General features: G+C 63.2%; 9 protein-coding genes and 1 pseudogene. 7 read left to right on the top strand and 3 right to left on the bottom strand.

What is annotated here, in order from left to right; all coding sequences use genetic code 11:
* A partial coding sequence (locus tag M3O22_06025; GenBank protein ID MDP9196306.1) for a complex I NDUFA9 subunit family protein occupies nucleotides 1-666 on the top strand: 666 nt, incomplete at its 5' end.
* 160 nt (nucleotides 667-826) lie between these two features.
* Here the strand turns inward: M3O22_06025 and mutS are convergent.
* Nucleotides 827-3,436 carry a DNA mismatch repair protein MutS gene (gene mutS / locus M3O22_06020; protein MDP9196305.1) on the bottom strand — a complete coding sequence of 870 codons (2,610 nt, stop codon included), beginning with the start codon at nucleotides 3,434-3,436 and terminating at the stop codon, nucleotides 827-829.
* A gap of 135 nt (nucleotides 3,437-3,571) precedes the next feature.
* Between mutS and M3O22_06015 the strand changes: the two genes are divergently transcribed.
* From M3O22_06015 to M3O22_05990, 6 genes are all read left to right on the top strand, one after another.
* Nucleotides 3,572-5,230 (top strand): methyl-accepting chemotaxis protein, encoded by a 1,659-nt coding sequence (locus M3O22_06015; protein MDP9196304.1) that lies wholly within the window; start codon nucleotides 3,572-3,574, stop codon nucleotides 5,228-5,230.
* Between the two features lie 24 nt (nucleotides 5,231-5,254).
* Nucleotides 5,255-5,818: a thioredoxin family protein gene (locus M3O22_06010; GenBank protein ID MDP9196303.1), complete on the top strand. Its 564-nt coding sequence runs from the start codon at nucleotides 5,255-5,257 to the stop codon at nucleotides 5,816-5,818.
* 199 nt (nucleotides 5,819-6,017) lie between these two features.
* Nucleotides 6,018-6,848: a hypothetical protein gene (locus M3O22_06005; GenBank protein ID MDP9196302.1), complete on the top strand. Its 831-nt coding sequence runs from the start codon at nucleotides 6,018-6,020 to the stop codon at nucleotides 6,846-6,848.
* A 421-nt stretch (nucleotides 6,849-7,269) separates the two neighbouring features.
* Nucleotides 7,270-8,934, top strand: coding sequence for an NAD+ synthase (locus M3O22_06000; GenBank protein MDP9196301.1), 1,665 nt, complete (start codon nucleotides 7,270-7,272; stop codon nucleotides 8,932-8,934).
* Nucleotides 8,935-9,007: 73 nt separating this feature from the next.
* Nucleotides 9,008-10,204 carry an ADP-forming succinate--CoA ligase subunit beta gene (sucC, locus tag M3O22_05995; protein MDP9196300.1) on the top strand — a complete coding sequence of 399 codons (1,197 nt, stop codon included), beginning with the start codon at nucleotides 9,008-9,010 and terminating at the stop codon, nucleotides 10,202-10,204.
* 100 nt (nucleotides 10,205-10,304) lie between these two features.
* The gene (locus M3O22_05990) at nucleotides 10,305-10,676 is read left to right on the top strand and encodes a hypothetical protein (protein ID MDP9196299.1); all 372 of its coding nucleotides are present in this window, start codon (nucleotides 10,305-10,307) and stop codon (nucleotides 10,674-10,676) included.
* A gap of 210 nt (nucleotides 10,677-10,886) precedes the next feature.
* Here M3O22_05990 and M3O22_05985 read toward each other — a convergent pair.
* Both M3O22_05985 and gmk read right to left on the bottom strand, forming a co-directional pair.
* A pseudogene (locus tag M3O22_05985) lies at nucleotides 10,887-11,167 on the bottom strand (GIY-YIG nuclease family protein).
* Between the two features lie 92 nt (nucleotides 11,168-11,259).
* The gene (gmk, locus tag M3O22_05980; protein MDP9196298.1) at nucleotides 11,260-11,928 is read right to left on the bottom strand and encodes a guanylate kinase; all 669 of its coding nucleotides are present in this window, start codon (nucleotides 11,926-11,928) and stop codon (nucleotides 11,260-11,262) included.
* Nucleotides 11,929-11,996 lie beyond the last annotated feature (68 nt).

The raw sequence follows: 11,996 nt of genomic DNA, 5'->3' as shown, positions 1-11,996 counted from the left end.
GACTTCCAGCGCATCCATGTGGACACGGCGGAGCGCATTGCCCGGGCCGTGCACCAGGCCGGCGTGCCCGCCCTGATCCATATTTCCGCTCTGGGAGCGAATACGCAGGCGAAGGCGCAGTACGCCCGCACCAAGGCTCTGGGGGAGCAGGCGGTACGCAAGGCTTTCCCGCAGGCCAGCATTATCCGGCCGAGTATCGTGTTCGGGCCCGAGGACCGGTTATTCAACCTGTTCGCCGGGCTGGCGCGCCTCAGCCCCGTCCTGCCCCTGGTGGGGGGTGGAAAGACCCGCTTCCAGCCTGTGTACGTGGATGATGTGGCGCAGGCCATTGCCCGCCTGGCCACGGGACAGGCGCCTGGCGGCGAGACGCTGGAGGCTGTGGGGCCAAAAGTGTACACGTTCCGGGAGCTGATGGTCCTGATGCTGAAGGAGATCCGGCGTCGCCGGCTTCTGGTCCCCGTGCCGTTCTGCCTGGCGAAATTCAAGGCCTGGTTTCTGGAATTCCTGCCCCGGCCGCTGCTGACCCGCGACCAGGTGGAGATGCTGAAGACCGATGTGGTGGCCACGTCCGGTGCCCGCACCCTGCAGGACCTGGGGATCCAGCCCCGGGCTGTGGAGGCCATCATTCCCACATACCTGGCCCGTTTCCGCCCGGGCGGGTCATAACCCTGACTGCGGCGGGTGACTGCTGCGTCACTGCGGTGCGCGGATCCTCACGTACATTCATGTACGCTCCGGTCCTGTGCTCCTCGTTTCTGGCATTCGCCTCACTGCAGCGGGTTCTGAAAAAATTACGGTGAATATAACGCTATCAACCGGATCTGCCTTATGTCTCCCGCTTCAGCCGGTACAGTTCTTCCAGTGCCTGGCGGGGGGTGAGGCTGTCGGGGTCCACACGGCGCAGAAGCTCCAGTACCGGGTGTTCCGGTGGCAGCGCGGGCGGAACAGAAGCCGGAGGCGGTGCGGAGAACAGCGGCAGGTCACCGCCCCGGTTCCGCAATCCCGGGCCCTGCTGCTCCAGCGTTTCCAGGACCTCCCGCGCGCGGCGCACCACGGGCGCGGGCAGTCCCGCCAGACGGGCCACGTGGATGCCATAGGAGCGGTCGGCAGATCCGGCCACCACCTCGTGCAGGAACACCACGTCGCCCTGCCACTCCTTCACGCGCATGGTGTGGCAGGTCAGCCGGTCCAGCCGTCCGGCCAGGGTGGTGAGTTCATGATAGTGCGTGGCGAACAGGGCGCGGCAGCGGACGGTGTCGTGGAGATGTTCGACGCATGCCCAGGCGATGGACAGGCCGTCGAACGTGGCTGTGCCCCGTCCGATCTCGTCCAGCACCACCAGCGACCGTTCCGTGGCCTGGTTCAGGATGGTGGCCGTCTCCACCATTTCCACCATGAAGGTTGATCGTCCCCGGGCCAGGTCGTCAGAGGCGCCCACGCGGCTGAACAGGCGGTCCACCACGCCGATGTGGGCCGATTTCGCCGGAACCCAGGACCCTGTCTGGGCCAGGATGACCAGCAGGGCATTCTGGCGCAGGAAGGTGGATTTACCCGCCATGTTGGGCCCTGTCAGAAGCCACAGGCGGTCGCCCGGGGGCATGGTGCAGTCGTTGGCCACGAATGGACTGTCGCCCTTGTCACGCAGGGCCTGCTCCACCACCGGGTGGCGTCCGCCGCGGATGTCCAGGACCAGGCTGTCGTCCACCACGGGGCGGCAGTAGTCCTGCTCCACCGCCAGTTCGGCCAGCGCGGACAGGACGTCCAGAAGCGCCATGGCCCGGGCGGCCAGCGCGATGGCCTCGGCCCGGCCTGTGATCTCGCTGACCAGCTGGGCGAACAGCTCCTGCTCCATCGCCAGGGTACTGTCGGCGGCGCGGGCGATTTTCTGCTCCAGCTCGTTCAGCTCCGCGGTGGTGAAGCGGACCGAGGAGGCCAGCGTCTGCCGGTGGATAAACAGGGCCGTGTGCGGGCCGGTGGCCAGTTTGTCGGCGTGAACCGGCGTGACATCGATATGATAGCCCAGGATGTTGTTGTGCCGGATCTTGAGGCCCGGAACGCCGGAAACCTCCACATACCGGGCCTGCAGGCCGGCGATCAGGCGGCGGCTGTCATCGCGCAGGGCCACCAGGGCATCCAGAGGCTCGTGATAGCCGGGGGCGATGAACCCGCCGTCCTTGCTGCTGACGGGCAGTTCCGGGGCCAGCGCGCGAACCAGACGCTCCACCACCGGGGCGTGGAAGCCCAGATCCTGCACGGCGGTGCGGATCAGGTCCGGGCACTCTTTATCCCTGAACAGGGGGCGCAGGCTTCCGGCCATGGCCAGCCCGTCCCGGATGGCGGCCAGATCGCGGGGTCCGCCGCGTCCGGTGGCGAGGCGGGAGAGGGCCCGCTCGATGTCCGGCGTCCGGCCCAGGATATCGCGCACCCTGTACCGTAATTCCTCCCGCCCGTGGAAGAAGTCCACGCCATCCAGCCGTGCGTGGATGTCCGCCGGAACCGCCAGGGGAGAGGACAGCATGTCCGCCAGAAGCCGCGCGCCGCTGCCGGTCACCGTGCGGTCGATAGCGTGGAGCAGGCTGCCGGCTTTCTCGCTGCCCTGCGTGCGGGTCAGCTCCAGGCTGCGGCGGGTGGCGCCGTCGATGTCCAGTGCGGTGCTGCTGCCCATCTGCCGGGGCGGGTCCAGCCGGGGCAGGCGGCCCTTCCAGGCCAGCTCCACATAGTCGGTCAGGCAGCCGGCGGCGGTGATCTCGGCCCGGCTGAACGTGCCGAAGGATTCCAGCGTGCCCACCTGGAACAGGGTTTCCAGTCGCCGCCGGGCGTTGTCGCTGTCAAAGCGGGCGCCGGGCAGGGGGGTGAGGCAGGTTTTCCAGGCCGCGAGAATTTCGAACAGGTCCCTGTCCTGTACCATGCGCTCGGGCAGGACGATCTCCCGCGGGGCCAGCTGTTCCAGCGCGGAAGCCAGGATGCGTGCGGTCACCGGCCGGGTCATCAGGCGCCCGGCGGTCACGTCCACCCAGGCCAGCGCCATGGCCCCGCCGCTGTCCACAAGGCAGGCCAGGAAGTTGCTGGTCCGTGCATCCAGAAGGGAGTCCTCGGTGATGGTGCCGGGCGTGACAATGCGCACCACGTCCCGTCGCACCAGCGCCTTGCTGCCACCGCGTTTTTTCGCCTCAGCCGGGTCCTCGATCTGGTCGCAGAGGGCCACGCGAAAGCCCTTGCGGACCAGGCGGGCTAGGTACACCTCGTGCGAGTGGGCGGGAACGCCGCACATGGGGATGTCCGTACCGTCCGTTTTTCCCCGGCGGGTGAGGGCGATGTCCAGGGCTTTGGCTGCCGCGACGGCGTCATCAAAAAACAGCTCGTAGAAATCCCCCATGCGATAGAACAGCAGGCAGTCGGGGTGCTGCCTCTTTATATCCATGTACTGCTGCATCATGGGGGTGGCAGCGTCAGGGGAAGCCCCCGGATCGGCAGTACTGGTATCTTTCTGGTGTGCAGCAGTGGTCATCCGGGGGATTGGGGCTTGAGTTGAAGACAGAGTGATGTGCATTATGCATACAGAAGACAGAAGATGAAAACCGGAAATACGGAAAAGGGGACGGGAATGTCCATGGGATTTTCAGCCAGAGCACTGGCGAACACCTTTGTGGCCCTGTGCCTGGGGGCCGCGATCCTTGTCACCGGCGCCTCCACATTTTTTGCTGCCCAGTTCTCCCAGGTCCGGTCAACCCTGGAAGGGGAGACGGAAACAGCACGCCTTGCGGCCGACGCACTGGACCGCATCCGCACGCGCCTCGGGCCTGGCGGCTTCCTGTTCCGCTTTGGCGAGTTTGCCCGCCAGGCAAGGCCCGAGGATCTGGCCGCCATGCGCTCGTCCCTGGCGGGGGCCGAATCGGCGCTCCAGGAATTTGAGTCGCTGCCCCAGCGTTCGCCCGAAGTGGCGCTGACCCAGGAACTGCGCAGCCTTCTGGCCGTGTACACGGATACTGTCCGTGCCTCGGAAATCCTGAGAAACCCGCCGGGTCCCGACTTTGCCTCGTCCCGCGGTATGGCCCTGGCCAGCGCCTGGGCGACCCTGAATTCCACTATCACCTCGTGGCAGGAGGATATGGCGGCTGCCCGGGTCGACAGGCTGTCCCGCGCCTCGCAGAACAGCCAGATAACCGCGGTGGGCGGTGCCCTGTCCCTGCTGCTGATGGCCATCTGCGCCGCCTGGCTGGTCCGTGGAAGGATCGTCGGCCCCCTGAATGAAATGGAAAACAGTGTTTTCAGCATGGCCACGGGCGATACGCAGACGCCCGTCTGGGGTATCCACCGCCGGGACGAGATCGGTGCGCTGGCCCGCTCCATGGACCGGGTGCGCGCCCAGGTGGCGGCTGCTCCGCCCCAGATGGCCGGCCAAGGCCACGATGTGGAAGTGGCCGTGGCGCGCTTTGAGGCGCTGGCGGGCCGCTATGAACCCCTGCTCGGCAAGGCTGTGGCTATGGTCAACCAGGCAGCAGACACCCTGAAAAACAGGACCGAGATTGTGGAGCAGCTGGTGCGCACCACGCGGACCGAGCTGACAAGCTCGGTGACCGAGGTGGGCGATGCCTGCTCCAGCGTTGCGCAGACATCCGATGACACGCAGAAGGTTCTTCTGGCCGCCGTGGAAGTCATGATCGAGGTTATGGAAAGGCTGAAATCCAGCGGGACCCAGGCCTCGGCCCGCCTGGACGAGGTGGCGCTGCGCCTCCAGGACCAGGCCGCATCGCTGGGCAAACACACCACGACCCTGGGCAAGGTCGGCACCAGCCTGGAAGAAGAGGTCATGGAGCTGGTCCAGGGAATCTCGGGTCTGATGAAAGGCCTGACAGCCTCGGAAAACCGGATCCGCGAGGCTGCGCTGGAGATGGGCGAAACAGCTCACACCGCCACCGAGGCCGGGCAGAAGCTGGGCCAGGCCGTGGCCCATGTCCCTGACGCCCTGTCTGTCGCGGCCCGTCAGATGCGCCAGCAGGGGGACCCAGCCGATGCCCTGCCTGACGACATCCGCCTGCGTCTGAACGAATCCCTGGCCCTGCTGGCTGGCAGGATCCAGGCCATCCTGAACCAGCTGGGTGACATGCGCATGGCCCAGATCCGTGCGGGACAGCCTGTACCTGATCCCGCCGCCGCCCTGACCGGCCAGTCCGTCTCCGCGCCCCATCCGCTGAAACCGGCCCACTGGCCCGCTGTGTCACCGGGGTGATCCGGCAGAAAAAGGAGAACCATCATGGCCGCCCTTCAGCCCCCGGTCTGTGACTTCGGATGGAAAGCGGTGGATTTCAGCCTGAAGGGAACGGACGGCAAGACCTGGACCCTGCAGGATGTGCGGGGACCAAAGGCCACACTGGTGATGTTCATCTGCAACCACTGTCCGTTCGTCCGGTCCGCTATCGACCGCATCGTCCGGGACGTGAATGACCTGAAAAACCATGGCGTGGGCGCTGTGACCATCATGGCCAACGATACCCAGGCGTATCCGGCGGACAGCTTTGACAACATGAAAAAGTTTGCCGCAGAGCACCGCTTCATGTTTCCCTATCTCATTGATGAAACCCAGAAGGTGGGCCGGGCGTACGATGCCGTCTGTACGCCGGATTTCTTCGGGTTCAATGCGGATCTGGAGCTTCAGTACCGCGGACGGCTGGATGCCTCGCGCATCGAACCTGTGCCGGATGCCCGCCGCGACCTGTTCGAGGCCATGAAACAGATCGCGCAGACGGGCCAGGGTCCGGTGGACCAGATTCCCGGCATGGGCTGCAGCATCAAGTGGCGGGACCAGACCCCTCCATAACCCTGACTGCGGCGGCCGCCTGCCACGTCACGGCGGTGCTCGGGTCCTCACGTACTTGAGTGTACGCTGCGGCCCTGCGCTCCTCGTTCCTGGCATTCGCCTCGCTACAGCGGGTTCTGGAGGGGTCTGGTGAACCTAACTTCCTGTTAACAGTCTCCCTGCTATAGATGGTGCAGCCATATACGGATTGGAGTCCACCATGACAGGAAGAGAAAAAGCCCGCGAAACATTTGGCAATGCCAGAAGGATTGTCAGGGGACTTCGTCCGGAGGCCTGGGCCTCGCTTTACGAAAGCCTTGTCTCGGCCTACACGGCAGCGGACGGAAAGTTCCGCACGGTGGTGGGGCCTTTTGTTGATGAGATGGTTTATGACTTCATGGAATCCTGGCGCAACGGCCACAACAAACTGGACAGCACGCTGCCTCCGGAACGGCTGGAGGGCGCCATGGCCATCCTCTTGCTGGATCCCGTCCATGGTCGGGATGCATGCAATGGCATGCAACAGTATCTGAGGGACAGGACGGTAAAAGACAGAATATACGATCTTGAGCGTGCCCATGGCCGTGAGCCTGATGTTGTTCTGCGGTTTTATAACAAGGCGGCAAACTGGCTGGAAAGAAAGCAGCATGATGCCGAGAGGAAGCTGGTGGCTGACCTGCCCGGAGTCCTTGCGAAAAAGGACCCTCATGCCCTTGCAAACTGGATGGAAAAATACATCAGTCAGCCCTACTGGAGATCGGGTATCAGGGAAGGAACAGATCTGGCGCAGCAGGTGGCCAGCCACCTCAAGGACGCAGGGTTTAAAAAACTCAGGCCTGAAACGCAGCATGATACAAACCCCGATACTGCAGCGGCACGGATGGTCAGCGACCTGCTGGACTTCATGGGCGATCAGAAACTGACGCCCGAAGGAAGAGGCTGGCTGCGTCGGCGGGTTGACGATTTCGAAAAGAGGTTTTCGGATCCATCTGTGTCCGCTTCTGCGCCGACGGGCCGCAGGCCCGGCCCCGCAACCATGGGGACGGCCTGAGAGGCCTTGACAAGAAGACTATTTTCCTATATACTGGACCCCGGTTTTCGTTGCGGAGGAAAAACGTGGGTGTGGTTCCGGGTGTTTCCCAATCCTTTCCCTGTCATTCCGACCGAAGCGCAGCGGAGTGGAGGGATCTCCCTCAAAAGGAGATCCCTCCGCTCCGTCCCTTGCGGGACTTCGGTCGGGATGACACCGGGACAGAAATGATGACAAATGATGACTTTTGCTTACACATTCGCAATGTTATCCACTGCACCCCTGCCGGAGAGGGGCAGTTTATGGGGATAACTTTCAGAAAACACATATCGGCACAGGAGTTTTTCCGCTGCACCCCCGTGCAGTTAAAGTGCAGTTATAGTGCAGTTAAAGTGCAGTTAAAGTGCAGTTATGGTGGGATTACAGTGCAACCGGTGCAGTCATGACAGACCGGCTGTCCATCGCCCTGGCCCAGGTGAACCCGACCGTGGGGGATCTGGACCATAACCGGGACCTGATCCTGCAGGTCTGCCGCCGCGCCGCAGAGGAGGGGGCCGGCCTGGTCCTGTTCCCCGAGCTGGCCCTGACCGGCTATTCGCCCGAGGACCTGGTTCTGCGCCCCTCTTTTCTGGATGCGGTGGAGGACCAGGTCCGGCGTCTGGCCGAAGCAACACGTGATGGTGGTCCCGGCGTGATCGTGGGTGCCCCGTGGCGGCAGGACGGGCAGCTGTACAACGCTGTTCTGGTGCTGGACAAAGGAAAAATCGCCGATGTCCGCTTCAAGGTGGACCTGCCCAATTACGGGGTATTCGACGAGAAAAGACTGTTCACCGCGGGTCCGCCGCCGGAGCCTGTTACCTTCCGCGGCGTACGCCTGGGTCTGCCCGTGTGCGAGGATTACTGGAAACCTGAAACCTGCCGCCATTTGGCCGGCCGGGGGGCGGAGATCCTGCTGTCCCCCAACGCCAGTCCTTTTGAAACGGGAAAGGCGGAAACGCGCCTGAACCTGGTCGCCAGCCGCGTGCGTGAAACCGGTCTGCCCATGGCGCTGCTGAACCAGGTGGGTGGCCAGGACGACCTGGTGTTTGACGGCACATCCTTTGTCCTGAACCGGGATGGGGCCGTAGCGGTCCAGATGGGGTCGTGGCGGGAGCAGTATGTCCTCGCCCGCTGGACCCGGGGGCCGGATCGGTTCTGGTCCTGTGACAGCGGCAGCCTCCATACTCCTGTCCAGACCGGCCCGGCAGCGGTTTACCACGCCCTGGTTCTTGGCCTGAAAGACTATGTGCGCAAGAACGGCTTCCCCGGCGTGATCCTGGGCCTGTCGGGCGGTATCGACAGCGCGCTGGCGGCCGTCCTGGCCGTGGATGCGCTGGGGGCCGACAGGGTCCACTGCGTCATGATGCCCTCGCCATACACCAGCCAGGACAGCCTGGACGACGCGGCGGAACTGGCGCGGGTCCTGGGCTGCCGCCTGGATACGATTCCGATCGAGCCGGCCATGAAAACCTTTGCCGGTGCGCTGGATCCGGTAGTGCAGGGCCTGTTCCCCGACATCACGCAGCAGAACATCCAGTCGCGCATCCGCGGTCTGATCCTCATGGCCCTGTCCAACACATATGGCGGCATGGTTCTGGCTACCAGCAACAAGTCCGAGATGGCCACAGGCTATGCCACCCTGTACGGTGACATGTGCGGCGGCTATGCGGTTCTCAAGGACGTGTACAAGACGATGGTCTTCGCGCTGGCCCGCTGGCGCAATACCCACGTGCCGGTGGAGGCCCTGGGCCCCGCCGGACATGTCATTCCGGAGCGGGTCATCACCCGCCCGCCCACGGCCGAGCTTCGCACCGGCCAGACCGACCAGGACACCCTGCCACCATATGATGTGCTGGACGATGTCCTGGAATGCCTTGTGGATCACAACCTGGGCATTGCGGAGACGGCCCGGCGCGGCCACCCTGCCGATCTGGTCCAGACAGTCCGGCGTATGGTGGACAGGGCCGAGTACAAGCGTCGCCAGTCAGCTCCGGGGCCCAAAATCACCCGCCGGGCCTTTGGCCACGAGCGACGCTGGCCCATCACGAACGGCTACAGGGAAAGCTGAATGCTTTGTTCTTTTCGCAATGGCCCTTTGGTGGTAATGTGGCCGCCGCTTTTCCTCCAGAACGGATCTGATCATGAACATCCATGAGTACCAGGCCAAAAGCCTTCTGAAAAAATACGGCGTAGCAGTTCCCCGGGGCGGCGTGGCCTGGACCCCGGACGAGGCGCAGCAGGTGGCGAAGGAACTGGGCGGTCCGGTCTGGGTGGTCAAGTCCCAGATCCACGCCGGTGGCCGCGGCGCCGGGCGCTTCAAAAATGATCCGAACGGCAAGGGCGGCGTGCGCGTGGTCAAATCCGTCGAGGATGTGGCCACCAGCGCAAAGGCCATGCTGGGCAATGTCCTGGTGACGAAACAGACCGGCCCGGGCGGGCGTGAAGTGCGGCGCCTGTACGTGGAAGAGGGCTGCGACATCAAGCGCGAGCTGTACCTGGGCATGCTGATCGACCGGCAGAGCGGACGCGTGATGGTCATGGCCTCGACCGAAGGCGGCATGGACATCGAGGAAGTTGCCGAAAAGCATCCCGAAAAGATTGTGAAGTTGGCCATCGATCCTGCTGTGGGCCTCCAGCCCTTCCAGGGCCGGAAGATCGCCTTTGCCCTGAAGCTGGAAGGCAAACAGGTTCAGGCGGCCATCACCCTGATGACGGCCATGTACAAGGCGTTCGTGGATCTGGATGCGGCCATTCTCGAGATCAACCCGCTGGTGGTCACCGGCGAAGGCCGTCTGTCCCTGCTCGACTGCAAGTTCACCATAGACGAGAACGCCCTGTACCGCCAGACGGATACCGGGGGCAACCCGGACGCCGAAAAGGATCCCTCCGAAATCGAGGCGGCCAAGTACGGCCTCAGCTACATCAAGCTGGACGGCGACATCGGCTGCATGGTCAACGGCGCGGGCCTGGCCATGGCCACCATGGACATCATCAAGCTTGCGGGGGGCGCGCCCGCGAACTTCCTGGACGTGGGGGGCGGCGCCAGCGCGGACCAGATCAAGAATGCCTTCCGCATCCTGCTGGCCGACCCCAATGTGGAAGGAATCCTGGTCAACATCTTCGGCGGTATCATGCGCTGTGACGTGATTGCGGAAGGCGTGATTGCCGCCGCGCGCGAAGTCGCCCTGCACGTGCCCCTGGTGGTGCGCCTGGAAGGCACCAACGTGGACCTGGGCAAGAAGATTCTCAGCCAGTCAGGGTTGCCGATCGTCTCGGCCGACAACCTTGCCGACGCGGCGGAAAAAATCGTCAAGGCGGTGATGGCCGAGGCGGCGTAAGGCTTTTCCCTCTCCCCCTCAAGGGAAAGGCGGAAAAGTTCTGGCCGCAAGTAAAGCCATCCTCTATCTTCCCGGGCATACAGGACAGGGAGACAGGACCATGGCTAAGCAGGGCAAAACCACCTGGACACCGGAAGAACAAGAACAGTACAATACGGCCGCCGTTTTCCTGTACGGTCTGTCCAGTAACAGGCTTTTACAGGAAAAAGCGGGCGGTTACTGGGGAATGATCAAGGATATCCCTGAAAACCAGATCCGGAGTTATCTGTCTGCAGTCGAGGTTCCGCTGGAAGGCGTTACATTCGAGAAAAAGGGTTCTTGGCTGAAACTGGGAATCCCTGCCGGAGCCTCATCTGAAATGCTGCAGAAAGTTCTTGCGGCAATCGAAAGTGTGATCATGTCCCGGTCACAGGAAAATACGGCTCTTCCGCCCGACGCCGCCAAAGCTGGGCTGCCTGTACCACAAGCCTGAAATCAGGAAAAGGAAAAATTCCTGTTTTTCCTTGGCAAAGGGCTTTAATTCCTCGTAATGTGCGCGCCTGCCTTCGGGACTGCAAAGCAGCGACGGTAGACGGCTCGTGGACATGGTGAAGAAAACACAAAACCCCCCGGTGGGGGGATATTGAGAGCGTAATATTTTTTCGTCATCCTCCGGCTTGACCGGAGAATCCAGTTTCAACGATCAGTAAACCTCTGCCGTCAAATCCCGCCATGCGGGGTTGGATTTTTCAATAAGCTGCAGTTTCCAGTCCCTGTTCCAGCGCTTCAGGCGCTTTTCCAGCCGGATGGCCTGTTCTGCCGTTTCTGCAACTTCTGCCCAGACCAGAAGCTTCAGGCCATATCTTTTCGTAAATCCGTCAACAAGCCCCTGCTGGTGTTCATATACCCGGCGCGAATATCGGATGTAACCCCGATATACAGGGTGCCATACGGTTTGTTGGTCATGATGTAGACATGAAACATGAGTGGACTTTCAGGAAACTGGATCCTCCGGTCAAGCCGGAGGATGACGGAAGAAAATTCAGGGTGGAGCTCCTGAACCAGGCCGCAAAAACCTATTCCTTCTGTTCCTGCTGCAGGGCGCGGACAAAGCCCGACAGGCCGTGCAGGCGGCGGCGCTTGCGCCTCTCGGCGTTCAGAATGGCCATGACCAGCGACACGCTTTCGTCCAGATCGTGGTTCACGATCACATAGTCGTACTCGGCCCAGTGGCTCATTTCGTCTGCGGCCTTGGCCATGCGGCGGGCGATGATGTCCGCTGAATCCTGGGCGCGGGAGTGCAGGCGCTTTTCCAGCTCCTTCCACGAAGGGGGCAGGATGAACACGCTGACCAGGTCGTCGCGGGCCTTTTCGGCCAGCTGCTGGGTGCCCTGCCAGTCGATGTCAAACAGGACATCCTCACCCCCGGCCAGGGCGTTCTCCACCGGCTCCCGCGGGGTGCCATAGCAGTGCCCGAACACCCGGGCATATTCCAGAAAGGCGCCCCGGGTCACCATGGCGTCAAAGGCGTCCTGGTCCACAAAATGGTAGTGCTTTCCGGCAACCTCGCCCGGCCGGGGTGGGCGGGTGGTGACCGACACGGACAGGTGCACGTCGGGGTCGGTGTCCAGCAGACGGCGGGAGATGGAGGTCTTGCCCGCCCCGGACGGGGACGACAGGACCAGCATCAGCCCGCGCCGGATGACCGGATCAGGAAGGGCAGAAGGGGAGGGCTGCAGGGTCATCGGGGCAGTTCAGCTCCGGTTCTCGCCAACGTAGATGCCAAGTCCCCGCGCAGTGTTCAGCAGGGGGC

Source organism: Pseudomonadota bacterium (genome assembly GCA_030775045.1).
GTDB lineage: Bacteria > Pseudomonadota > Alphaproteobacteria > JALYJY01 > JALYJY01 > JALYJY01.
This window is presented reverse-complemented; position numbering and strand designations above follow the sequence as displayed.

Excerpts from the sequence above, each read along its gene's own strand:
- mutS (MDP9196305.1), bottom strand. The coding sequence starts at position 3,436 with ATGATGCAGCAGTACATGGATATAAAGAGGCAGCACCCCGACTGCCTG.
- M3O22_06015 (MDP9196304.1), top strand. The coding sequence starts at position 3,572 with ATGAAAACCGGAAATACGGAAAAGGGGACGGGAATGTCCATGGGATTT.
- M3O22_06010 (MDP9196303.1), top strand. The coding sequence starts at position 5,255 with ATGGCCGCCCTTCAGCCCCCGGTCTGTGACTTCGGATGGAAAGCGGTG.
- M3O22_06005 (MDP9196302.1), top strand. The coding sequence starts at position 6,018 with ATGACAGGAAGAGAAAAAGCCCGCGAAACATTTGGCAATGCCAGAAGG.
- M3O22_06000 (MDP9196301.1), top strand. The coding sequence starts at position 7,270 with ATGACAGACCGGCTGTCCATCGCCCTGGCCCAGGTGAACCCGACCGTG.
- sucC (MDP9196300.1), top strand. The coding sequence starts at position 9,008 with ATGAACATCCATGAGTACCAGGCCAAAAGCCTTCTGAAAAAATACGGC.
- M3O22_05990 (MDP9196299.1), top strand. The coding sequence starts at position 10,305 with ATGGCTAAGCAGGGCAAAACCACCTGGACACCGGAAGAACAAGAACAG.
- gmk (MDP9196298.1), bottom strand. The coding sequence starts at position 11,928 with ATGACCCTGCAGCCCTCCCCTTCTGCCCTTCCTGATCCGGTCATCCGG.